Genomic DNA, 21,693 nt, shown 5'->3' with positions numbered 1-21,693 from the left:
CAACGGCGTTCACGAGCAGCGGTTTTGATGCCTAACGCAATGGGATTGCGTTAGTTCACCCTAGGGTCCCGGGCTGGGCTAACGCAAACGCTTCGCTTTAGCTGTCCTGTTGTCGACGGTCGCCGGTACCGCGATCGGCCGGCCGGACCGCGGCGCAGCAGGCGAGCCCGATCAGGAGCATCACCACGGGGAAGGCCGGAGCCGCCCGGGTGGCGGTGGTGGGGGTGTCGCCGATGTGGGCCTGGAGGAGGACTCCGGTCGCGGCGCTGCCGAGCGCCCCGCCGAGCTGCCGCGTCGTGTTGAACACCCCGGAGGCGGCGCCGACCAGGGCGGGTTCCGGCGTACGGGTGGCGATCCCGGCCAGCGGCGCGAAGCCCAGCGCCGCGAGGGCCCGACGAACAGGGGGACCGTGGCCGCTCCTGCGGCCAGCGGGCTGTACCCGAGGTCGCTCTGCAGGTAGATCATCAGGGGCAGGAACAGCCCGCCCATGGCGGCCCCCATGGCCCCGCCCGCGGTGTCCGCGGCGGAGAAGTCCCGGTGGTGGAACAGCCGCAGCGGCACGAGCGGTTCACGGGTGTTGCGGTGCTGCCACCACACGAATGCCGCCAGACACAGGACCCCGAAGGCGAGGATCGTGGCGATGGTGACCAGGCCGGCCAGTCGGGCAGCAGCCGGGCCGCGGCGATCCAGCCGATGACGCCGACGGGAATGTTGACCAGGAAGATGCCGCGCCAGCCGGCCCAGGTGATCAGCAGCCCGCCGATCACGGGACCGGCGGCCATCGCGGCGCCGCCGACCGCGCCCCACACCCCCAGGGCCCGGCCGCGGCGTTCGGCGGGGAAGAGGTGGACGATCAACGCCATGGTCCGGGGCGCGATCAGCGCGGCGGCCAGCCCCTGGACGACGCGGGCGGCGATCAGCACCGGGGCGCCGGGGGCGAGCGCGCAGACGAGCGAGGCCGTGACGAAGCCCGCCAGGGCGGTGAGGAAGATCCGCTTGGGCCCCGACATCGCCGAGGCGTACTGCTTCACCCTGGTGCGGGGGTTGTCGCCCGCCGAGCTGACGGCCCGGCTCGAGGGGCGACCGGAGGCGCCGCTGCGCGGGATCGACGCGGTCGTCGACGCCGCGTTCGCCCAGTACGGCCTGGGGGACGTCGAGCGTCAGCTGGTCGCCATGGCGACCGTGGGGGACCGGACGCTGCTGATCGAGCCCAACGGCTACCTCGGCGTCACCGAGGACCGGGTCCTGCCGGCCTCCGCCGGGGCGCACTGGGTCTCGCACTTCGTCAACATCAACGCCGTCGGCACCTTCCTCTGGGCGGAGGACCGGGTCCTGCGGCTGTGCTTCGACCCCATGTTCCCGGAGGACCGATGGGGCACCACACCCGACGCACTCCTCGACGTCATGGAGCGGATGGGCTTCCCCCTCGACGAGGAGACCCCGGAGGAGGACCTCTCCGCACCGGCCGCGTTCGCGCTGGCCGAGCACCTGACCGGCATCGCGGTCACTCCGGAGCTGCTCCGGGACACGACGTTCGCCTGCGCCACCCTCCGGCTCCACTGACGACCGGGCCGAACGCCTGCTAGAGGCTGAGGGTCAGCAGGATCGCGACGGCCGGCGGGACCGGCGCGATCCGGCCCGCCCAGCGGTACGCGGTGGCCAGGGCGGGCCGTCGGACGGACACCCGGGAGGCCGCGGCGAGCAGGGGGGTGGTCGTCCAGGAAGCCCACCAGCACGCCACGATCACGTCGACGGTCCGGGGGCTCACGTGCGAGGCCATCGGGGCCAGTCCCCCGAGGAGCAGAGCCACCGGGACCAGGGCCGCGGTCGCGGCCGTGGTCCACATCGACACCTTGCGGTGGGCCGGGGTTCCGGCGGGGATCGCGGCGGCCAGTGCGGCCGTGGTCTCGTACATGCGTCCAGCCAAGCGGATCCGCCGCCGGTCCGCCTGCGCCCGCGTACTCAGGTCCGGCCGGTTCCCGTACTCATCGGCGCCCGTGATGGGATGGCCCGATGATCGCCACAGTGCTCTGGGAGCGCGCACTGCACCAGCGGGGTCGCAACTCCGCCTTCGCCGTCGGACCGGACTGCGTCGTCCTGCACGAACGGCACACCCGGCTGGTCTGCCTGGAGCGCGCCGACGGCACGGTGCGCTGGGACGTCCCGCTCGGCACCTGGCCGCGCGGGATCGCCCTCGCGGGGGACCGGGTGCTGGTGTTGCCGCAGACACCGAACAACCTGCTGTCCTGCATCGACCTGCGGACGGGCGCCACGCTGTGGAGCGCCCCGACAACGAGGTGGACAGGGAACCTCACGGTGCACGCGGACACCGTGGTGATCGGCGGGTGGCGCGGCTACACCCCGATGAGCGGCCTGGACCTCGCGGACGGGAGCGTGAGGTGGACGACGACGTCGCCCGTGACGTCCGTACGGACCCTCGCGTGGGCCGGCGGGGTGCTGACCGGCAGCGGCTGCGAGGCGGTTCACCTCGATCCCGCCGACGGGAGCGAGCTGGCGCGGTGGCGGCTGCCGGACGAGCTCGCGGGGCCCGACGCACGGACGTTCGTCCCGGTGGACGCGGAGCGGGTGGTGGCGGTCTGCCAGGACGCGTCACGGTCGTCGCTGGTGACCTTCGGGACCGGCGCGGACGAGCCCGTCCGGCTCGGGTCCTACGACCGGTTCTGGGAGGTCGGGTACGTCCGCGGGACGGTCTGGATGCTGCGGTCGGGCAGCGGGTTCCTCTCGGTGGATCCCGCCGACGGTACGCCGCGCTGGTCCCTCGCGGCGGACCGTCGGATGGTGGGCGACCTCCTGCCGTACGCCGACGGCCTGCTGGTGGGGGACGCCAACGGCGGCATCCGGCGGCTGGGGCCCGACGGCCGGACCGTGGAGGGGTGTTCCCTGCCGGTGCCGCGTCTGGACGCGCTGGGGGCCGGGGGCGACGGCGGGCTGTTCTTCGCGGCGAAGGGCACCTTCGGCTCCTTCACCGTCACCCCGGCCCCTCGGCGGGATCCCGTGTAGACGCCTCAGCCCTCCGCCAGGGCCAGGAGGAAGCGCGTCTCCGCGTCGTCCCGCCCCGCACACACGCGCGGGACCGCGATGAGCGCGGCCAGTACCCGGCACCAACCCGCCACCCGGCGGGGGGACATGCCGGGTACCAGCGCCGCCAGCTCCTCGATCCTCCGCTCCAGCACGGCCGCGTCCGTGACCCCCTCCAGCACCCAGTCCACGGCGTCGAAGTCCGGGTCGCCCCACGTCGGCCTCGGATCGATCGCCACCATGCGGCCTCCCGGACCGGAGAGCACGTTCGCCGGATGGAGATCACCGTGCACGAGGGCCACGGGCCCACCGGCCGCGAGTTCCAGGGCGGCCGTACGCGCCTGAGCGAGCACCGTCGGGACGGCCACGCCGCTCGCGCGGGCCGCCGCCACCCTGCGATCGGTCAGGTCGAAGAGGAAGCCGATCCTGTGGGAGAGGGGCCGCAGCACCGAGTGCTCTCCCGGTGCGGGAGCCGCACCCCGCAGGTCCCGAAGCAGGGCCGCGACCTCGGGCACGCTCCAGGAGAGCTCCCGGACCTGCACTCCCGGTTCCACGTCCTCCAGCAGCAGGGCCCCGGCCGCGGGGTCCGCCTCCAGCAGCGTGACGACCGAAGGGACCTCCGCCCAGGCGCGCAGGGCCTCGGCCTCCTCACGGGCGATCGAGGGCTCCGGCGTGAGCTTCAGCCACACCGGGGCGCCGGAGTCGCGCCGCACGCAGCGGAACACCCGCGAGGTGCCTCCGCCTCCCGCCCCCACCGGATCCAGCTCCCAGCGCTCGGCGAGTTCACCGACCCGTGCGGGCAACGCGTCGCACCAGCCGAGCACATCGGCACCGAACCGGACGGCGAATCGTTCCCGCACCTCGGAGGGCACACGGGCCAGCTCGTTCAACTCGTTCCCCGCAGGTAGGCGATGAAGATCCTTTGCATCCTAGGGACACCGCCCGTGCCCGCCCCGCGAGGGGCGGTCCCGTCGGGCAGGCCCTAGACGCAACGGATTCGCGTTAGGGTGGGGCGGTGAGCAGGCAGATGGTGCGACCCGGCGGGCGCAGCGCGCTGGTGCAGGCCGCCGTGCACGCCGCCGTGCGCGAACTCACCTCCGAGATGGGCCGGGACGCCCTGACCGTCCCGCTGATCGCGCAGCGGGCGGGTGTGACCCCCTCGACCGTCTACCGGCGCTGGGGGGACCTCCGGGAACTGCTCTCGGACGTGGCGGTCGAGCGGCTGCGCCCCGACACCGCCCCCCGCGACCACGGCTGCCTCGCGGCCGATCTGACCGCCTGGGCCGAGCAGTTCCTCGACGAGATGGCCTCCCCGACGGGCCGGACGTACATCCGCGACGCCCTGCTGGGCGACCCCGACGGCGGCAACGCGGGCCGGTGCTCCGCGTACGCGGCCGAACACGTGGGCGTGGTCCTCGCCCGCGCGGGCGAGCGCGGGGAGGGGGCCGGTGTGCCCGATGTCGAAACGGTGCTCGACCGCGTCGTCGCCCCGCTGATGTACCGGATCCTCTTCCGCCCGGAGGGCCTGGAGCCCGCCTACGCGCGCCGGCTCGTCGCGGAGCTGCTCGGGACGTCCGACGGCCGATCGTCCGGGACGTCCGACGGCTGATCCTCCGGGCCGCCCGTGCGGCCGGCGTCGGGCCGCGCGGGCGCGGTGAAGATCCGGTCCAGGTGGTGGTGCAGGACCGCCACCGCCGAACCGGCGTCGCGCTGGCCCACCAGGATGCTCGTGCCCAGGGTCGCCGTCATGGCGAGCAGGCTGATCGCCTCCGTGCGGGCGTCGGCGTCCGGATCCGCCAGGCCCTCGTCCTGCGCCGTGCGCAGCAGTCCGGTCAGGGCGTCCTCGGCGGCGTTCGGATTGTCGATGAACGGGGTTGCGGCCAAGGCCTCGTCGGTCACCGACAGGATCGAGTAGGAGCTGTACAGGAGGTGGAAGGTGCGGCCCTCCTCGTCGGTGGGGAGCGAGGCGAGGAGGATCGCCTCGACGGTCGCGCGCGGCCCGGGGGCCGGTCCCGCGGCGGCGAGGCGGGCGCCCACCCGGGCGCTGAACCGGTCGGTGAGGTGCTGGAGTCCGTAGAAGAGGAGCTTCTCCTTCGTCTGGAAGTAGTACTGCACCAGCCGGAGTGACACTCCGGCCTCGGCCGCCACGTCCCGCATGCCGACGGCGTGCAGTCCGCGTCGTCCGGCGACCCGCACGAGCGCCTGGGCGATCTGGCTCCTGCGCTCCTCGTGGTCCACGCGCTTCGGCATGTGTCCTGTCTCCGCCCGTCGGTGGTGGCTTCGCGGTCCGGCCCGCGGAAGCTTCATGGTACCGCCGTACCATCTTTATGGTACGTTCGTATTACGAAGAATGGATCTTCCAGGAGGTACCCCGTGCCCGAGAAGACACCCCGTCCGTCCGCCCGCCGCGACGTCGGCCGCTACGTGAACGACACTTTGCGCGACCGGTACTTCGCCGCGTGCGACGCGCTCTACGCGATGGGGGCGCCGGCCCGCCACGAGACGGACGTCGAGACGAGCTTCGGGACCACGCACGTCTACCGCTACGGTCCCGACGACCCGGCCGCCGAGTCCCGTACGCCGGTCGTCCTCATCCACGGCGCGGGCTACTGCTCGGCGATGTGGTACCCCAACACCCCCGCCCTGAGCGCCGAACGGCCCGTCTACGCCCTCGACACCCCGGGCGACGCCGGACGCAGCGTGCACCGCGAGCCCATGTGGCAGCCCGAGCGTGCCGCGCAGTGGCTCGACGAGGCACTCGACGGCCTCGGCCTCGACCGCGTCCACCTCGTGGGCTCCTCCTACGGCGGCTGGCTGGTGCTCAACCAGGCGCACCTGCGGCCGGGCCGGCTCGTCTCCGTCACCCTCCTCGACCCGGGCGGCCTGGAGAAGGTCGGACTGCGCTTCTTCGCCTGGGTGTTCGTGAGCCTCTTCGCCAGCTTCGCCCCGCAGGCGATGCGCCCGCGCCTGGCGGCCTGGCTGGAGCAGCCGGTCATCGTCGTACCCGAACTGCGCAGGTGGGTCCAGGCGGGAGCGCGGGCGTTCCGCATCCGCCGGCCCGCGCCGCGCCCGCTGACCGACGACGCGCTGGGCTCCGTCCGCACCCCGCTCTACCTCGTCATGGGCAAGCGCAGTCTGCTGGTGCACCCCGAGCGCCAGCTGGAACGCGTCCCGCGCCTGGTCCCCGGGGCCCGCGCCGAGATCATCGCGGCCACCGGCCACGGACCGCAGATCGACCACCCCGACGTGGTCAACGCCCGGTTGCTGGCCTTCATGGACGACGTGGACGCGGTGGCCGCGGCGCCGGACCGCCGCGGCGCGCCCGGGGCGTAGGGGAACAGGGGGACAGGGGGAGCGGAGGCGCGCGGCCCCCCGGTCGGAGGGAGGGGGCGGGTCAGCGTTCGGTGAGTTCGGACGGGGCCTCCTGGACGACCCAGCCGTTGCCGTCCGGGTCCTCGAAGGTCATGAAGGAGTTCCAGGTCCCGCCCCTGCCGTCCTCCCAGCCGCCGGGCCCGAGGTGCCGGACCGGGGACACCCGGACCCCCCGCTCCACCAGCCCCGCCCGGGCGGCCTCGATGTCCGTGACGCACACCTGGAGTCCGTGCAGGGTGCCCGGCTCCATCGTCTTCGCCCCGGGCGGCGTCACCATCCCCTCCAGAAGGGCGATGGAACACCGCGAACCGGGCGGGGTGAGCTGGATGATGCGGACGCCGGGGGAGACCTCGTCGTCGAGGTCGACGGCGAAGCCGATGCGCTCGGCGTAGAACTCCTTGGCGCGGTCCATGTCCGTGACGGGGACGGGGACGACTTCGATGGTCCAGTTCACGGGCGGTCTCCTCCGGAGAGGTCGGTGGGTTCGGCCGGGGCGGTTCCACGGTCGCCCAGGCCGGGTCGCCTGCGCACGCCGAAACGCCCGGCGGGGCCGGATTTTCCTCCGGCCCGTCGGCGGGTCGCCCACCCGTTCGACGCGGCCGGCCCGTCCGCCGTGGGCGAGGGCGTGACCGAGGGCGGCAGGGCGGTCTCGGTCACGCCGTGGCGAGCACCCCCGTGGATCGCCACGGCGTGAGCGAGACCGCCCTGGTGCCGTCAGTCGAGCGGCGTCCCGGTGGTGCGGAACCGGGCGACGCGTTCCGCGGGGACGATGGTGGGCAGCAGGACGTTCCACAGGTCGGCGACCCGTTCGTGCAGGTCGGCACGGCGGGTGCGGACGTGTGAGGTGACCTGGATGCCGGTGAAGGCCCCCACGAGCAGCACGGACAGTGCGTCCACGTCGAGCGACGGGTGGATGTCCCCCTGCCGCTGCGCCGGTCCCAGGCAGCTGCGGCAGGTAGCGATCCAGGTGTCGTACGGGGTGGCGTCCGGGCTCGTGAAGGAGCCGAACTCGATGACCAGGCGGATGCCGGCGCGGATCCGTGCGTCGGTGCGCAGCCCGTGCGCCATCCGGTGGGTGAGGTCGATGGCGGTCTGGAGCCCCAGGCCCTCGGCGTCCGGGACGTGTGCGGCGACCTGGAACTGCTCGTCCATCAGGGTGCGGGCGAGTGCCTCCTTGGACGGGAAGTGGAAGTAGAGGGCGCCCTTGGTGACCCCCGCGTGCCGGACGACGTCGCTGAGGCTGGTGCCCTCGAACCCGGACTCGTCGAAGGCGATGGCCGCGCCGTCGAGGATGGCCTGCCGGGTGATCTCGGCCCGTTCCTGTCTGGCCCTCGCCACGTCTTCTCCTCCTCCTCCGGTAGGCCGGCGGAGCGCTGCCCGCCGCGGTGTGACGTCAATGTAGTCAGCTAAAGCGAAAGAAAACCAGTCGACAGGTACTTTTATGTGGAATGCGTGAGCGGTTCGCTTCCGTGTGTGCCGTTTGCGTGCCGGTTCCGGGTCGCGCGGGTTCTGCCGGATGTCCGAACACGACTGAAATGCGGTCGGGTTGCCTCCGGGCGGTAGGGGTGCGGTGCTGGAACGCGTCGGCCCGGACCCCGCTGCGGTGCGGGGTCCGGGCCGGTGGGTCGTGGGCGGCCGCGTCCTCGCCTCGGCGCCGCGGGCGCCGCCGACACCCGCTCCGGCGGGGGAGCCGCCCCTCCTGGGTGCGTTGGTGCGTTGGTGCGACGCATGCACGATGGCGAGTTCCGCGAGTTGTACCCGCATGCGCAGTCGCTCGGGCTGAGGCTCCTGGACGCGCTTCTCCCGCCGCGCTTGAGCAACTCCCCGGATATGCCGCCGTGGTTGGCGGCCGCGAACCTGTCGGGTCCGATCTGGGGCGGGAGGTTGTCGATCAGTCGTCGGACGGGTGGACCACCTCGACGCCCTGGTCACGCAGGACTTCGACGGCCGGCGAGTCGGCGGGGGCGTCCGTCACCACGAGGGCGATCTCCTCCATGGAGCAGATGCGGCCCAGCGCCGAGCGGCCGATCTTGTCGGCGGTCGCGACCAGGATGACGCGCTGCGCGGAGGCGACGGCCGCCCGCTTCACCTGGACGTCGTCGAGGTTGTAGGCGGTGGCCCCCTGCACGGGGTCCACGCCGCAGCAGCCGAGGACGAAGGTGTCGAAGCACAGGTCCTTGAACGTCTGCACGGGTGTCTGGCCGTAGAAGGACAGCTCCTCGGGGCGTACCTGCCCGCCGGGCAGCACCAGCTGGATGCCCGAGTGCGCGGACAGGGTGAAGGCCGCGTGCAGCGACAGGGGTGCGACGGTGAACTGGCGTCCCGCCATGGCCTTTGCGATGGCGACAGCCGTCGTGCCGGTGTCCAGAGCCACCGTCTCGCCGTCGGTGAGCAGGTCGACCACGGCGCGGGCGAGCCTCTCCTTGGCCTGCGCCCCGGACATGGCCCGGATCGCGTAGGGCGGTTCGACGCCGCCGGGCAGGCTGCTCACCGCGCCTCCGCGCACCCGGCGCAGCGCGCCCCGGGACTCCAGGACCTCGAGGTCCCGGCGGACGGTCATCTCCGACGCCCCGGTGGCGCGGGCGAGCTCGGCCACGGTCGCGCGGTTCTGCCGCATCAGCAGGCCCACGACGAACTTGTGCCTCTCCATCACGTTCATGTGTCTGCTTTTAGCACAGACAGGGGCCGCGGGGCGGGGGACCGCACATTCCGAACATCGATTCTGTTGAAACGAACAATGAGAATGTGTAGTGTGATCGGCAGAGTGTGAACTACTGCCCTTGATGAACGCCAATCATGTTCATTCAGTCGTGATCGATGAGGAGAGCCATGACCGCCACTCGTGAGGCCGATCTGCCAGAAGGAGGGAAGCCCCTCCTCACCACCGTCGCGATCGTCGCCTCGTGTCTGGCGTTCGTGGTGATCGGTGCGCTCCAGGCGCTCTACGGTCCGGCGATCCCCGCGCTGCGCGACGAGTTCGGCATCAGCCCGGCCGTGGCCGGGCTCAGCCTCAGCGCCCACTTCGTCGGCGCCCTCCTCGGCGTGCTCGTCTACCACCTCCTGCGGGGCCGGCCGAACAACCGGGTGCTGCTCGGCGGCTCGTACGCGCTCATGGCGATCGGCGCGGCCGCCTTCGCCTTCTCCCCGACCTGGGTCCTCGCCCTCACCGGCACCTTCGTGATCGGACTCGGCTTCGGCGGCATCGACTACGGTCTCAACCAGCTCTTCGCCGTCGGGTTCGGCCACCGCAGCACTGCCATGCTCAACCTGCTGAACGGGCACTTCGGCATCGGCGCCATCGCCGGGCCCGCCCTGATCGGCTGGCTGGGAGCCGACAGCTACCCGGAGATCTTCATCGGCACCGGGGTGATCAGCCTGCTGATCCTCTTCACCCTCGGCGGCGTCGCCGCCAGGGAGCCCGCCCCCGCCCCGGTGGAGGGCGGCTCGACGGGCGGTGCCCGGGTGCTCCCGATCATCGCGGTGTTCATCGGGATCTACGTCCTGCACGTCGCCATCGAGACCGGCGTCGGCGGCTGGGAGCCCACCCACCTGAAGGCCGTCGGCTACGGCGCCGCCACCGCGGCGACCGCGACCTCCGCCTACTGGGCCGCCATGACCATCGGCCGGTTCGTCGTCGCCCCCATCAGCCTGCGCTGGTCCGCGCCGTCCATCCTCATCGTGTGCTGCGTGGGCATGGCGGGCTTCCTCCTCCTCGCCACCATCCCCGCCCTCGCCCCGTACGCGTACTTCGGCGTCGGCCTGATGATCGCGCCGATCTTCCCGACCTGCCTGCCCTGGCTCAACCGCGCCGTGCCCCAGGTGGCGGTCGCCGGCGCCTGCGTCATCGCCGCCTCGATGATCGGCGGCGTCGCCTTCCCGCCCCTGCTCGGCGCCGTCATCGACACGATGGACATCAAGACCGTACCGCTGCTGCTCTTCCTGCTCGCCGTGGTCTGCGGCGTGCTCAGCCTCTGGCTGCGCCGCAACGCCCCCGATCCCGGGGGTGTGGTCCGCCCGGGCGAGCCGGGACGCGCGGAATCCGTCCCCACCCTCTGACCCCCCGCCCGCCGAAGCCGGACCCGCTCGCAGGTCCGGCCCCGCACCCGGGATCCGGACCCGTCCGGGGTCCCGTGCGCAGAACGTGAGGTACCGAAGGATGAAAGCCGTCCTCTTCGACATGTTCGGTGTCATCGCCCGCGTCCAGTCGTCCCGGTCCAAGGCCGTCCTGGAACGCACGGCAGGTGGCGACCGCGACCGCTTCTGGGCGGCCTACTGGTCCGAGCGGCCCGCCTACGACCGGGGCGAGGTCACCGGCCCCGGCTACTGGCAGGCGGTCTTCGCCCGGCTGGGCGCCCCCCTCGACGCCCGGCTGACCGAGGAACTGACCGCAGCGGACCTCGCGAGCTGGAGCGAGGTCGACCCGAACGCCGTGGAGCTCCTCGGCCGGCTCGCCGACCGCGGTCACGTACTCGGGCTCCTCTCCAACATCCCCGAGGACCTCGCCGTCCACTACGAGACCTCCCACCCGTGGCTGGCACGGTTCACCGTCCGCGGACTGTCCTGCCGGATCGGCAGCGCCAAGCCCGAACCCGCCGCCTACGCGTGGTGCGTCCGCGAACTCGGGCTCGCCCCCGAGGAGATCCTGTTCGTCGACGACCGGGCCGAGAACGTGCACGCCGCGGAACGGCTCGGCCTGCGGGGGCACGTGTTCACCTCGGTCGAACGGCTGCGGGACCTCCTGGGGACGGCGTAGCCGTGACCCCGCGTCTTCCCCTTCCGCCGCCCCGAAGCGACCGCCCCCGCAGGCGTCAGGGTTCGATCAGGCCGACACGGATGGCGTAGCGGGTGAGTTCCAGGCGGTCGCGCAGGCCCAGTTTCTGCAGCAGGTTAGCGCGGTGGCGCTCCACCGTCTTGGCGCTGATGACCAGGATGTCGCCGATCTCCTTGGACGTGTGACCCTCCGCCACCAGCTTCAGGATCTCCTCCTCGCGTTCGGTGATGGGCCGCTGCGGCAGGGCCTCGCCGGTACGGGCGCGGTCGAGGTAGGTGCGGACGAGCGTGCTCTCGGCGCCCGGGTAGATGAACGGCTCGTCGCGCAGCGCCGCGCGGCAGGCCTCCACCAGGTCCCGGTCGGCCACCGACTTCAGGACGTACCCGCTGGCGCCGGCCCTCAGCGCCTCGAAGAAGTACTGCTCGTTGTCGTACATGGTCAGCATCAGGATCCGCAGCCCGGGACGCAGCCGCGAGAGTTCGCGGGCGGCCTGCAGTCCCGTCTGCCGCGGCATCGCGATGTCGAGGATGGCCAGGTCCAGGTCCGGGTCCTGCCGGGCGCGGGCGACGGCCTCCGCGCCGTCGTCGGCCTCCGCGACGACCGCCAGGTCGGGCTGGGCGTCGAGGATGAGCCGTACGCCGCTGCGTACGAGCGCGTGGTCGTCGGCGAGCAGGATGCGGGCCGTTGCGGTCATGGACGGGACCCCCCGTGGTGGTCTGCGGTGACGTCGAGGCGGACTTCGGTGCCGCCGGCCGGCCCGGCTCCGACGACGAGCTCGGCGCCGATCAGCAGGGCGCGCTCCCGCATGCCCCGGATCCCGGCGCCCTCCGGCGCGTCCCCGAGCCCCCGGCCGTCGTCGCGCACCAGCAGGCCCGTTCCGCCGCCCGGCACCGGCCGCAGGTGAACCTCCACCCGGGTGGCCCCGGAGTGCCGTGCGGCGTTCGTCAGCCCCTCCTGCGCGACCCGGTACAGCACCAGTTCCGTGGCCCCGTCCAGCGGCGGCAGTCCGGGTGTGATGTGCGCGCTCACGCTCAGGCGGGTGGTGGTGAACTCGGCGGCCAGGGAGCGCAGGGCACTGTGCAGGCCCAGCTCCTCCAAAACGCCCGGCCGCAGCCGACGGGCGATGCGGCGGATCTCGTCGAGGCTGGCCCGGGTGGTCTCCTGCGCCTGGTGCAGCTCGCCGCGGACCGGCTCGGGGACCCGGTCCGCGGCGTGCTTGAGCTGGAGCAGCACGGCCGTCAGGGTCTGGCCGATCTCGTCGTGCAGCTCCTGCGCGATGCGCTGGCGCTCGCCCTCCAGGGCGGACAGGACCCGGCCGCTGCTGGTGGCACGTTCCGCCTCCAGCCGGTCGAGCATGGTGTTGAACGTCGCGGTCAGCTCGGCGATCTCGCCCTCCCCGGTGACCTGCGGCCGGTTCCCCGGCCGGAGCAGGTCGACGGTGGCCATGGCGCGGCTGAGCCGCCCGAGCGGCGCCAGCCCGATCCGCAGCAGCACCGCGTTCGCGACGAGCATCGCGCCCAGACCGGCGACGAGCACGATCGCCTCGCCGAACAGGACGGGCGTGGAGACGGTGACCGGGCCGAGCAGCAACAGGACCGCGACGACGAGCACGGCGGCGTTCAGCAGGAAAATCCGCCAGTACAGCGACATCGCTCCCACACCTCTCGGGCCTTCCCCGCTCCTCGGCACTTGTCCTGACCTGCGGCGGAACCTACTTCCCCGCTCCATCCTGGCCAGCGGGGCCCTCGGGTGTCCATCCGTGCCGACACCCATATTCCCGCTCTTCGGAACATGGCAGCATGAGGCCCGCCCGCACCGATTCCGCCTGCCTGGATCCCGGTGCGCGCCGCACCACCGTCACATGGTTCACAACACAAGGGGGATGGCCTGTGCCTGCTCCACGGATGCGTACGACACCACTGCCCGGCATCGGTGTCCAGTACGACCTCACCACCCGCGAACACCGCAACCTGTCGGTCATCGCACACCGGGACGGCACCCGTTCGGTCAACCTGTACCGGGCGGACGATCCGGACGCCTGCGCGGAGTCGCTGCACCTGACGGGCCCGGAGACGGCCTCGCTCATCGACGCACTGATGCCGGCCCACCACAGCCCGAACCTGCTGCACACCACCGACCTGGGCCTCGTGGCCGAACGGGTCGAACTCTCCGCGCACTCGCACTGGAACGGCCGCCTCCTCGGCGAGACCAGGATGCGCACCAAGACCGGCGTCTCGATCGTGGCGGTGCTCCGCCGCGCCGAGGCCCGCCCCTCGCCCGCCCCGGACTTCCGCCTCGCCGGCGGGGACACCCTCATCCTGATCGGCACCCGCGAAGGCGTCGACGCCGCCGCCGAGATACTCGGTCGGGAGTGATCGCGTGCACTCTGCCGTCTTCCTCATCGAGTTCGGAGCGATCATCCTCGGCCTGGGTCTCCTCGGCCGGGTGGCTGGCCGCCTGAAGTTCTCGCCCATCCCCCTGTACCTGCTCGCCGGCCTCGCGTTCGGCACCGGCGGCCTCCTGCCGCTGGGCGCCAGCGAGGAGTTCGTGGCCATCGGCGCCGAGATCGGCGTCATCCTCCTGCTGCTGATGCTCGGGCTGGAGTACACCGCCAGCGACCTCGTCTCGAACCTCAAGACCCAGTACCCGGCGGGCCTGGTCGACTTCACCCTCAACGCCCTGCCCGGGGCGGCCGCGGCCCTCCTGCTGGGCTGGGGACCGGTCGCCGCCGTCGTCCTGGCCGGCGTCACCTGGATCTCGTCCTCCGGGGTCATCGCCAAGGTCATGGGAGACCTCGGCCGGATCGGCAACCGGGAGACCCCGGTCATCCTCAGCATCCTCGTCCTCGAGGACCTGGCCATGGCCGTCTACCTGCCGATCATCACGGCGCTGCTCGCCGGTGTGAGCCTGGCGGCCGGCAGCCTCACCCTGGCCATCGCGCTCGGGGTCGCGGGCGCCGTCCTGTTCGTCGCCGTCCGCTACGGCCGGCTGATCTCCCGCTTCGTCTCCAGCGACGATCCCGAGAAGCTCCTCCTGGTGGTCCTCGGCCTGACCCTGCTGGTGGCCGGTATCGCCCAGCAGCTCCAGGTCTCCGCCGCGGTCGGCGCGTTCCTGGTCGGCATCGCGCTGTCCGGCGAGGTCGCGGAGGGCACCCACACGCTGCTCAGCCCGCTGCGCGACCTGTTCGCCGCCGTGTTCTTCGTCTTCTTCGGCCTGCACACGGACCCCGCGAGCATCCCGCCGGTGCTGCTGCCCGCCCTGGCGCTCGCCCTCGTCACGGCCGCTACGAAGATCGCCACCGGCTACTGGGCCGCCAAACGGGCCGGGATCGGCGTCAAGGGCCGCTGGCGGGCGGGCGGCACGCTCGTCGCCCGCGGCGAGTTCTCCATCGTCATCGCCGGCCTCGCCGTCACGGCCGGAATCGAACCGGCGCTGGGTCCGCTCGCCACCGCCTACGTGCTCATCCTGGTCGTGGTCGGCCCGCTGACGGCCCGCTACACCCAGCCGATCGCCGCCTGGATCGGCGACCGGCGGGCGGCCGGCCGCACGGCCGACCCGGAACCGCTGCCCGCCGAACCGCTGCCGGAACCGGTCTCCCGCGAGCACTGAGCCCGCACCCCGGGCTGCGGCCGGCCCGCCGGCCCGCCTCAGGGGAGCCGCCGTCCGTCGTGGCCGGGCGCGCCGTCGCGTCCCACCACGACGGCCGCCGCGACCAGCCCCGCCGCCAGCAGCAGCCCGTGGGGCAGGACGGCGCCCGCCACGACGGCGGCGAGGGCGAGCAGCAGCGCCAGGGCCGGGGCGGCCCGGAAGCGGCCCGGCCGGGGGGCCCGTTCCCGGTGCCGGTCCTCCTGGCATCCTCGGTGGGGCATCGCTGCTCCTCTCCTGCCCGCTCGTCACCGCGGTGGGCACATCCGTCACGGGAGTGCTTCCACCCCACCATCACCCGAGCCGGCGGCCCCGCACATCGGGGCCGCCACCCATCTTCGGCCCCGCGCCGGACGGCCGTCAGCGGTCGAAGGGGCTGTCACCGCCGGGCTCCGTGTCCCGTGCCTCGCGGTCGACCACCAGCATGCCGAGGAAGAACAGCCCGCCCAGCAGGAGCATGCCGGCCACGATCACCACGGACCCCCGGGCCTCTCCCGGCGGCACCAGGCAGAACAGCGCCACGAGCGTCCACACCAGGGCGCGGACGGCCACCGGCAGTTCGAGGCGGCCGAGGTCGAAGGCGCCCGTACGGCGGTCCAGGCGGGAGCGCACGCCCAGGTACAGGACGATCGTGGCGCCGTAGATCAGCGCGGGCAGGATCGTCGACGCCGTGATGAGCTCCAGCAGCGCGGCCCCCGGCAGCGCGACCAGCAGGACCACCCCGAGTCCGAGGATCAGCAGGGTCGCCGGGACCGGCGTGCCCGTACGGGGGCGACGCGGCGCATCACCCGGTGCGCGGGGAAACGCGCGTCGCGCGACATCGCGTAGACCCGCCGTGAACAGGAGACCATCACCACGGTGCCGGCCCCGAAGAAGGCGAAGACGACCGCGACGAGGAGCCCCTTCTCGGCCGCCGGACCGAGCCGGTCGCGCAGGATGGCAGCCACCGGGGAGCCGTCGGCGCAGATGCGCGGTACGTCCTCGATCGCGACGGTCAGCGCGACGAGGAAGAGCATGCCGAGGACACCGGCCGCCACGACCGATCCCACGATGGCGCGCGGCACGCTGCGGTGGGGGTCCTTGGCCTCCTCCGCCAGGTTGGCCGCCGAGTCGAAGCCGACCAGCGTGGCCAGCCCCATGATCATCGCGGCCATCAGCCCGCCGCCGATCGCGAAGCAGCCGGGCTCGTGCGCCGCGACGCCGCGGGAGGTGAGGTTGGCGGTCCCCCCGTCGCCCGCGACGAGGACGGCGACGACCAGCGCGACCGCCACGACCGCGACCAGCGCCAGTTCGACGCCCACCGCCGTGGAGTTGATCCAGCCGACCAGCCGACCAGCCGACCAGCCGCGTCGACGCGATGGCGACGACGGCCTGGAGCCCCAGCACCACCAGCGTGATCAGGCGCGCCACCCCCTCGCCGCCGCCGCGCACCGCCGGGCGCGACGCACCCGACGGGGCACGAACGGCGGACGCACCCCGCGGGACGGCGTGCCCTCCCGCGCACTGCCGTGCGCCCCCGTGTGCCCCTTCGGCGCGGACGGCCGTCGCCGTACGGTTCCGGGCCATGAGCGGATACACGATGGAACCGGCCACGCCGTTGGAAATCAGCCTCCGGACCCTGCCGCCCTCCGACCGCTGGTCACCCGCGTTCGCCGTACCGGCACCGGTCTGCCGCTTCGAGAACTTCCTCGGGGCCGACCGGGCCGCCGCCCTGCTGGAGTACGCCACGGCGCGGGAGGAGGAGTTCACGGCGGGGACGGTCCTGGACCCCCTCACCGGACAGGTGTCCCGCAAGGGACGCGACTCGCTGGTCCTGCCCGTGACCAGCGAGGTGTTCAGCGCACACCTCGCCGACTGTCTGCCGCTCGTCCAGGAAGTACTCGGCCACCGGGCGGCGCTCACCCGCTCGCTGACGGTCCTGACGGCGCACGGCGAAGGCGGCCACTTCGGCATCCACACCGACGCCTCGCGCGTCCGGGACGTCAGCACGGCCGTCTCCGCCGTCTACTACCTGCACCGCACGCCCCGCGGCTTCGGCGGCGGACAGCTCCGCCTGTACGACACCGTGGTGCGCGACGGCCGGGCCCGGCCCGCGGAGTCCTACCGCACCGTTGAGCCGGACCACGACACCATCGTCTTCTTCCCGGCCGGGGCCTTCCACGAGGTCGTCCCGTCCACCTGCCCCAGCGGGCGGTTCGCGGACCACCGGTTCACCCTGACGACGTGGATCTCGGCCGACGAGTCCCCGGCCGGGCCCCCGGAACCGGCCCCGCCCCGGATCTGGCGGTGGCTCTCGGACGCTGCCGAAGGCACCCGCCCGCTCCACGACGTCACCCAGGACCACGACGGGGCCAGGCCCGTACCGCTCCCGCCGTCCGACCCGGCCACCCGCCTGGCCTTCCCGGACACCGGCCCGACCGGCCGGGCGTAGGCCCGAGGTCTCCGCCCGCGGCGGCGCGGAGAACGCCCGCACGGGGCCGTGACCTCCGGCCCCGGCGGTCGTTGAGCCGGGTGGTCAGCGAAGTGACACGGCCGGGCTCCGGGACACCCTCCCGGAGCCTCGTGCCGTCCCGGCCCCGCCGCAGGCGCTGCGCCCCCGGATAATCCCGTGCCCTCCGCGCCCCGCGGATGCAGACTCGCCCCATGGCGGACATGGACGCGTTCCGGGAGGCGGTCGGCGGCTGGGCGAGCGGCGGCCCCGGCGGGCCGGCTGCCGGTCTCGCGGTGGACCTGGGTCTGCGCACCGCCGTCCTGGTCGAGGGGCTCAGCGACCTGGCGGCCGTCGAGACCCTGGCCGCGCAGCGCGGCAGGGACCTGGCCGCCGAGGGCGTCTGCGTGGTGTCGATGGGCGGGGCGATGGGCGTCGGCCGGTACGCCGGCCTGCTCGGGCCGCCCGGCCTCGGACTGCGGCTGACCGGCCTGTGCGACGCGCGCGAGCGGCCGTTCTACGACCGCGGACTGCGGCGGGCCGGGGCGTCCACCGAGGGGATCCACGTGTGCGCCGCGGACCTGGAGGACGAACTCGTCCGCGCCCTCGGCACCGGGCGGGTGGAGGAGATCGTGCGGGCCGAGGGGGACGGCCGCGCCTGGGACACCTTCCTGCGCCAGCCCGCGCAGCACGGCCGTCCGCGCGACCGGCAGCTGCGGCGTTTCCTCGGTACCAAGAAGGGCCGCAAGATCCGCTACGGGCACCTCCTCGTCGCGGCCCTGGACCCCGGCCGCGTGCCGGCCCCGCTCTCGGCCCTCTTCGCCGGGCTCTGACCCGGGGTCCCGTCCGCGCCGAACGGTCGGCCGAAGGTGAAGGCGCGCGGGGCGGGACCGTGGGCGTGGAGGTGCTCCAGCCGCTCGACCCCGTCCCGCCAGACGGGTGTCGCGCCCTCGGAGACCCACCAGAAGACGTGGGTCGGGTGCGCCGTCCGCTCGAACCAGTCGGCACGCCTGTTCAGCGCCGTACGGTGCAGTCCGCGGTAGACGGCGTCGAAGGCACTGCCCAGGTCCGTCCAGAGGGAGAGGGTCGTGGCCAGGGCGGTGGTCCGCGCCGTACGGCCCTTGTCGTACCAGGCCGGTACGGCGAACTCGCCCCAGGCACCCCAGTCCAGGTCGAAGTGCGCGCCCCGGCCGCCGTCCGCGGCCTCCGCGTGACCGAGGTGGCCGGGGTGCCGGCCGATGGTCCGGTAGACGCGCTCGCCGCTCTCGTGGAGTTCGCGGGTGAGGGGCCCGGGATCGGCGAGCGGCGACTTCAGGACGCCGAACGTGTACAGGGCAAGCAGGGGCATACGGCTCTCCGTGGTCCGGGGCGGTGGGTGGGGGCGAGGTGAAGGTAGCCGCCCGCACGGGCGGTGTCGAAGTTGCGACTTCCGTGCAGAAATGGCCTCTTGACGGTCCGTCGGGCGGGTCCGCCGGAAATCCGGGTGCCGGAACCGGGCCGGCCTCCCTACCCTCGGCCCATGCGTCAAGAACCGGTTCTGCTCAACGTCATCGATGTGGAAGCCACCTGCTGGGACGGACAGCCGCCGCCCGGCTCCGTGCACGAGATCATCGAGATCGGACTCACCGTCGTCGACCTCTCGGCGGGGAGCCGCGTGTCCCGCAACCGGCTGCTGGTCCGCCCCGTCCGGTCGACCGTGAGCGACTTCTGCACCGAACTCACCGGCCTGACGCAGGCCGAGGTGGAGGGCGGAGTCCCCTTCGCCGAGGCGTGCCGAATCCTCGTCGAGGAGTACGGGGCGGGGGAGCGCCCGTGGGCGAGCTGGGGCGACTACGACCGTCTGCAGTTCGCCCGGCAGAGCCGCGCCGACGGGGTGGCCTATCCCTTCGGCCGTCCCACCGAGCGCACGCACACGAACGCCAAGGCAGTGTTCGCCGAGGCCCACGGGCTGCGCCGGAAGCCCGGCATGAGCCAGGCCCTGCGGCTGGCCGGACTGCCGCTCGAAGGACGCCATCACAGCGGGGAGGACGACGCGTGGAACATCGCCGCACTCGTCCTCGGCCTGGTCGGCCGCGGGGCGTGGCCGGCCACGGACGCCGCCCCTGCTCCGTACGGTCCTGTGCGGAGCTGACGGCCCGCGACCGATCCCGGAGGGCGCACCGCTCCGACCGCTTAGGGTGGTGCGGATCGGCTTGTCGGCCGGTGGTGGGGTGTGGTGGGGATCGGGTGGGTGTGGTGGGGGGCGTGTCCGGGGTGTCCGGGGTGTTCGCGGGTGGGGTGTTCGAGCCGTTGCAGGGGGACGATCCTGCGGTGGTGGGGGGTTTCCGGCTGGTGGCGCGGCTGGGTGCGGGTGGTATGGGGCGGGTGTATCTGTCGCATACGGCCGGTGGGCGTCCGGTGGCGTTGAAGGTGGTGCGGGCGGAGCTGGCGGAGGACGTGTCGTTCCGGCGGCGGTTCCGGCGGGAGGTGGAGGCGGCGCGGCGGGTGCGGGGGGCGTACACGGCGGAGCTGATCGACGCGGACGCGGAGGGGGTGCCGCCGTGGCTGGCGACGGTGTACGTGCCGGGGCCGTCGTTGTCGGACGCGGTGGAGCGGCGGGGGCCGTTGCCGGTGGCGGCGGTGCTGTGGCTGATGGCGGGGGTGGCCGAGGCGTTGCAGGTGATCCATCGGGCGGGGGTGGTGCACCGGGATCTGAAGCCGTCGAACGTGCTGCTGGCGGCGGACGGGCCGCGGGTGATCGATTTCGGGATCTCGCTGGCGTCGGGGACGACGGCGGCGACCGCGACGGGTGATGCGATCGGCACGCCGCAGTACATGGCTCCGGAGCAGGCGCTGGCCGGGGAGACCTCGGCGGCCACGGACGTGTTCGCGCTGGGTCAGACGGCGGCGTACGCGTTGCTGGGGGAGGCGTTGTACGGGGGCGGGCCGGCGGTGGCGGTGCTGTTCCGGATCGTTCACGAGAGCCCGGACCTGACCCGGCTGCCCGCGCAGGTACGGCCGTTGATCGCCCGCTGCCTGGCCGCCGACCCCGCCGACCGGGCCACCCCCGCCGAGATCATCCGCTGGTGCCGGCAACGGCTGGGCAAGGACGCCGACGCGGGCGGCGGTCCGGCGGTGTGGCGGGAGGTGGCCGGACCCGAGGTGACCGTCCCGGCACCCCTCCCGGAGCCGCCCGCAACCTCCCGCCACACCCTGGCCCTCGCCGACCGGTCCCCGCAGCGGCTCCCGGAGCCCGCGGCCGGGGAACCCGCGCCGCCGGGGCGCCCGACGCGCGGGCGGCGCACCGCGCTGATCGCCGCGGCGGCGGTGGCCGTCGCCGCCCTCACCACGGCCGGAATCGTCCGCTACGTCGCCGAACCCGCGGACGGAGCCCCCGGAGGAGCGGCCGCGGGAGCCGGTCCGACCGGCCGGACCGAACCGTCCGCCGGTACGGCCGGGAGCCGGAATCCCGCGTCCGCCGCCGCGGGCACGGGCACCACGCCCTCCCCGAAGGCCGTGCAACACGCCGGGCTGCGGCTGGACGAGAAGGGGTCGGTCGGCCTGACGGACCCGGTGGCGCGCGCCGACCGGACGGGGGACGTCCGCCTGTCCTGCGACGAGGACCCCGCCTGCGTCCTGGAGAGCGACACCGGTGTGATCACCCTGCTCTCCGGCCCGTCCGACACCGGATCACCCGACGTGTGCCGGCATCACGCCCGCACCTCCACCTCGCGCAGCGCCAAACTGGCCGCGGCCGCCGCCGGCAGCCAGCTCTGCGTGGGGACCCCGTCCGGAGGGACCGCCCTGCTGGTGCTGCGCATCAAGGCGACGTCGCAGTCGAAGGGCGCCAGGTTCGTCACGGCCGACCTCACCGTCTGGTCACCTCCGTCCTGACCGCACGGGCCCCGTCGGCCCCGCGGGCCGTCCGGCCGGCCGGAGACTGCGGCTACGCCAGTTCCTTCCGCATCACCGTGCACATCGTTTCGCGGCGGCGCAGTGATCCGTCCGGCGCCTGCTCGTCCCACGCGTCCGGCCGGCGGTCGTAGGCGCGGTATCCCAGCCGTTCGTACAGCGCAGGGGCCCGGGGATTGTCCTCCTCCACGGCCAGTTCGGCGCGGCGCAGCCCGCGGGCCCTGATGTGCTGTTCGGCGGCTCCGACGAGGAACGTGCCGATCCCGCACGACTGCAGGGCCGGATGGACCGCCGGCTGCCACAGCGTGCCGACCCCGTCCTGGACCCGATGGTCGACGCCGAACACTCGGCACGCAAAGCCGTTTTCCCGGCCCGGGCGTCCCGTCGATCGCCCCGGGCAACGATTGGATCTCGGATCGGCCGCCGCCGTGGCGTGACGGGGCCTGTGCCGTTGACCGGTCATGGATACAGACAGCGCGCGGTTCGCGGAGGCGCCGCTCGAGGGTGACTACTGGCTGGACTCGCCGGTCCACGGTGACACGTGCGG

26 protein-coding genes and 1 pseudogene are annotated in these 21,693 nt (G+C 73.4%); 12 read left to right on the top strand and 15 right to left on the bottom strand.

Annotated elements, in window-relative coordinates:
- Positions 1-97: 97 nt before the first annotated feature.
- Together ACPU2J_RS02620 and ACPU2J_RS02615 are read right to left on the bottom strand one after the other, a co-directional pair.
- The gene (locus tag ACPU2J_RS02620) at positions 98-307 is read right to left on the bottom strand and encodes a hypothetical protein (protein WP_423832651.1); all 210 of its coding nucleotides are present in this window, start codon (positions 305-307) and stop codon (positions 98-100) included.
- A gap of 157 nt (positions 308-464) precedes the next feature.
- Positions 465-1,010, bottom strand: coding sequence for an MFS transporter (locus ACPU2J_RS02615; RefSeq protein WP_423832650.1), 546 nt, complete (start codon positions 1,008-1,010; stop codon positions 465-467).
- Here ACPU2J_RS02615 and ACPU2J_RS02610 point away from each other — a divergent pair.
- Positions 997-1,563, top strand: coding sequence for a DUF6461 domain-containing protein (locus ACPU2J_RS02610; protein ID WP_423832649.1), 567 nt, complete (start codon positions 997-999; stop codon positions 1,561-1,563). The two genes, ACPU2J_RS02615 and ACPU2J_RS02610, sit on opposite strands and share 14 nt — an antisense overlap.
- A gap of 19 nt (positions 1,564-1,582) precedes the next feature.
- Here the strand turns inward: ACPU2J_RS02610 and ACPU2J_RS02605 are convergent, their stop codons facing one another.
- Positions 1,583-1,915 carry a hypothetical protein gene (locus tag ACPU2J_RS02605; RefSeq protein ID WP_420081915.1) on the bottom strand — a complete coding sequence of 111 codons (333 nt, stop codon included), beginning with the start codon at positions 1,913-1,915 and terminating at the stop codon, positions 1,583-1,585.
- A 98-nt stretch (positions 1,916-2,013) separates the two neighbouring features.
- On the opposite strand from ACPU2J_RS02605, the gene ACPU2J_RS02600 reads away from it, so the two are divergent.
- On the top strand, positions 2,014-3,021 hold the full coding sequence (locus ACPU2J_RS02600) for a PQQ-binding-like beta-propeller repeat protein (RefSeq protein ID WP_423832648.1): 1,008 nt from the start codon (positions 2,014-2,016) through the stop codon (positions 3,019-3,021).
- A 5-nt stretch (positions 3,022-3,026) separates the two neighbouring features.
- Here the strand turns inward: ACPU2J_RS02600 and ACPU2J_RS02595 are convergent, their stop codons facing one another.
- The gene (locus ACPU2J_RS02595; protein ID WP_420081917.1) at positions 3,027-3,929 is read right to left on the bottom strand and encodes an aminoglycoside phosphotransferase family protein; all 903 of its coding nucleotides are present in this window, start codon (positions 3,927-3,929) and stop codon (positions 3,027-3,029) included.
- Positions 3,930-4,066: 137 nt separating this feature from the next.
- Between ACPU2J_RS02595 and ACPU2J_RS02590 the strand changes: the two genes are divergently transcribed.
- The gene (locus ACPU2J_RS02590) at positions 4,067-4,648 is read left to right on the top strand and encodes a TetR/AcrR family transcriptional regulator (RefSeq protein WP_423834922.1); all 582 of its coding nucleotides are present in this window, start codon (positions 4,067-4,069) and stop codon (positions 4,646-4,648) included.
- Here the strand turns inward: ACPU2J_RS02590 and ACPU2J_RS02585 are convergent.
- A complete protein-coding gene (locus ACPU2J_RS02585; RefSeq protein ID WP_423832647.1) occupies positions 4,576-5,289 on the bottom strand; it encodes a TetR/AcrR family transcriptional regulator in 714 nt (237 codons plus the stop codon). The two genes, ACPU2J_RS02590 and ACPU2J_RS02585, sit on opposite strands and share 73 nt — an antisense overlap.
- A gap of 123 nt (positions 5,290-5,412) precedes the next feature.
- Here ACPU2J_RS02585 and ACPU2J_RS02580 point away from each other — a divergent pair, with 123 nt between their 5' ends.
- Complete coding sequence (locus ACPU2J_RS02580; RefSeq protein WP_423832646.1) at positions 5,413-6,372, top strand: alpha/beta fold hydrolase; 960 nt, start codon at positions 5,413-5,415, stop codon at positions 6,370-6,372.
- Between the two features lie 61 nt (positions 6,373-6,433).
- On the opposite strand, the gene ACPU2J_RS02575 is transcribed toward ACPU2J_RS02580, so the two are convergent.
- The 3 genes from ACPU2J_RS02575 to ACPU2J_RS02565 form a co-directional block, all read right to left on the bottom strand.
- Positions 6,434-6,865, bottom strand: a complete 432-nt coding sequence (locus tag ACPU2J_RS02575; RefSeq protein ID WP_361597131.1) for a VOC family protein — start codon at positions 6,863-6,865, stop codon at positions 6,434-6,436.
- 260 nt (positions 6,866-7,125) lie between these two features.
- Entirely contained in the window at positions 7,126-7,749 is a 624-nt protein-coding gene (locus ACPU2J_RS02570) for a ScbR family autoregulator-binding transcription factor (RefSeq protein ID WP_423832645.1), read from the bottom strand.
- Positions 7,750-8,302: 553 nt separating this feature from the next.
- Positions 8,303-9,070, bottom strand: a complete 768-nt coding sequence (locus tag ACPU2J_RS02565; RefSeq protein ID WP_420081920.1) for a DeoR/GlpR family DNA-binding transcription regulator — start codon at positions 9,068-9,070, stop codon at positions 8,303-8,305.
- Positions 9,071-9,240: 170 nt separating this feature from the next.
- Between ACPU2J_RS02565 and ACPU2J_RS02560 the strand changes: the two genes are divergently transcribed.
- Positions 9,241-10,467, top strand: coding sequence for an MFS transporter (locus tag ACPU2J_RS02560; RefSeq protein ID WP_423832644.1), 1,227 nt, complete (start codon positions 9,241-9,243; stop codon positions 10,465-10,467).
- Positions 10,468-10,567: 100 nt separating this feature from the next.
- Entirely contained in the window at positions 10,568-11,164 is a 597-nt protein-coding gene (locus tag ACPU2J_RS02555; RefSeq protein ID WP_420081922.1) for an HAD family hydrolase, read from the top strand.
- Between the two features lie 55 nt (positions 11,165-11,219).
- Here ACPU2J_RS02555 and ACPU2J_RS02550 read toward each other — a convergent pair whose 3' ends face one another.
- Positions 11,220-11,876 (bottom strand): response regulator transcription factor, encoded by a 657-nt coding sequence (locus ACPU2J_RS02550; RefSeq protein WP_361597116.1) that lies wholly within the window; start codon positions 11,874-11,876, stop codon positions 11,220-11,222.
- Positions 11,873-12,832 (bottom strand): HAMP domain-containing sensor histidine kinase, encoded by a 960-nt coding sequence (locus ACPU2J_RS02545; RefSeq protein WP_423832643.1) that lies wholly within the window; start codon positions 12,830-12,832, stop codon positions 11,873-11,875. The genes ACPU2J_RS02550 and ACPU2J_RS02545 overlap by 4 nt, the downstream gene beginning before the upstream one ends.
- Positions 12,833-13,086: 254 nt before the next feature.
- Between ACPU2J_RS02545 and ACPU2J_RS02540 the strand changes: the two genes are divergently transcribed.
- Both ACPU2J_RS02540 and ACPU2J_RS02535 read left to right on the top strand, forming a co-directional pair.
- Positions 13,087-13,557, top strand: a complete 471-nt coding sequence (locus ACPU2J_RS02540; protein WP_423832642.1) for a cation:proton antiporter regulatory subunit — start codon at positions 13,087-13,089, stop codon at positions 13,555-13,557.
- Positions 13,558-13,561: 4 nt separating this feature from the next.
- Positions 13,562-14,791 carry a cation:proton antiporter gene (locus ACPU2J_RS02535; RefSeq protein WP_423832641.1) on the top strand — a complete coding sequence of 410 codons (1,230 nt, stop codon included), beginning with the start codon at positions 13,562-13,564 and terminating at the stop codon, positions 14,789-14,791.
- A gap of 38 nt (positions 14,792-14,829) precedes the next feature.
- Here ACPU2J_RS02535 and ACPU2J_RS02530 read toward each other — a convergent pair whose 3' ends face one another.
- From ACPU2J_RS02530 to ACPU2J_RS02520, 3 genes are all read right to left on the bottom strand, one after another.
- Positions 14,830-15,051: a hypothetical protein gene (locus tag ACPU2J_RS02530; RefSeq protein WP_420081925.1), complete on the bottom strand. Its 222-nt coding sequence runs from the start codon at positions 15,049-15,051 to the stop codon at positions 14,830-14,832.
- 136 nt (positions 15,052-15,187) lie between these two features.
- On the bottom strand, positions 15,188-15,547 hold the full coding sequence (locus ACPU2J_RS02525; protein ID WP_423832640.1) for a hypothetical protein: 360 nt from the start codon (positions 15,545-15,547) through the stop codon (positions 15,188-15,190).
- A 14-nt stretch (positions 15,548-15,561) separates the two neighbouring features.
- A complete protein-coding gene (locus ACPU2J_RS02520; protein WP_420081927.1) occupies positions 15,562-16,128 on the bottom strand; it encodes an APC family permease in 567 nt (188 codons plus the stop codon).
- Positions 16,129-16,391: 263 nt separating this feature from the next.
- Here ACPU2J_RS02520 and ACPU2J_RS02515 point away from each other — a divergent pair, with 263 nt between their 5' ends.
- Together ACPU2J_RS02515 and ACPU2J_RS02510 are read left to right on the top strand one after the other, a co-directional pair.
- Positions 16,392-17,258, top strand: a complete 867-nt coding sequence (locus ACPU2J_RS02515; RefSeq protein ID WP_420081928.1) for a 2OG-Fe(II) oxygenase — start codon at positions 16,392-16,394, stop codon at positions 17,256-17,258.
- A gap of 212 nt (positions 17,259-17,470) precedes the next feature.
- Entirely contained in the window at positions 17,471-18,088 is a 618-nt protein-coding gene (locus ACPU2J_RS02510; RefSeq protein WP_420081929.1) for a TOPRIM nucleotidyl transferase/hydrolase domain-containing protein, read from the top strand.
- Here the strand turns inward: ACPU2J_RS02510 and ACPU2J_RS02505 are convergent.
- Positions 18,010-18,603: a DUF3291 domain-containing protein gene (locus ACPU2J_RS02505; protein ID WP_420081930.1), complete on the bottom strand. Its 594-nt coding sequence runs from the start codon at positions 18,601-18,603 to the stop codon at positions 18,010-18,012. The genes ACPU2J_RS02510 and ACPU2J_RS02505 overlap by 79 nt on opposite strands.
- 171 nt (positions 18,604-18,774) lie before the next feature.
- Between ACPU2J_RS02505 and ACPU2J_RS02500 the strand changes: the two genes are divergently transcribed.
- Together ACPU2J_RS02500 and ACPU2J_RS02495 are read left to right on the top strand one after the other, a co-directional pair.
- Positions 18,775-19,386, top strand: coding sequence for an exonuclease domain-containing protein (locus tag ACPU2J_RS02500; RefSeq protein ID WP_423832639.1), 612 nt, complete (start codon positions 18,775-18,777; stop codon positions 19,384-19,386).
- 131 nt (positions 19,387-19,517) lie between these two features.
- Entirely contained in the window at positions 19,518-21,128 is a 1,611-nt protein-coding gene (locus ACPU2J_RS02495; RefSeq protein WP_423834921.1) for a serine/threonine-protein kinase, read from the top strand.
- 52 nt (positions 21,129-21,180) lie between these two features.
- Here the strand turns inward: ACPU2J_RS02495 and ACPU2J_RS02490 are convergent.
- Positions 21,181-21,486: pseudogene (locus tag ACPU2J_RS02490) on the bottom strand (GNAT family N-acetyltransferase); the annotation flags it as partial.
- Positions 21,487-21,693: the final 207 nt, after the last annotated feature.

It is taken from the genome of Streptomyces manipurensis (genome assembly GCF_049570255.1).
Lineage (GTDB): Bacteria > Actinomycetota > Actinomycetes > Streptomycetales > Streptomycetaceae > Streptomyces > Streptomyces manipurensis.
Note: the sequence above shows the minus strand (reverse complement) of the source record. Positions and strands in the feature narration are given on the sequence as shown.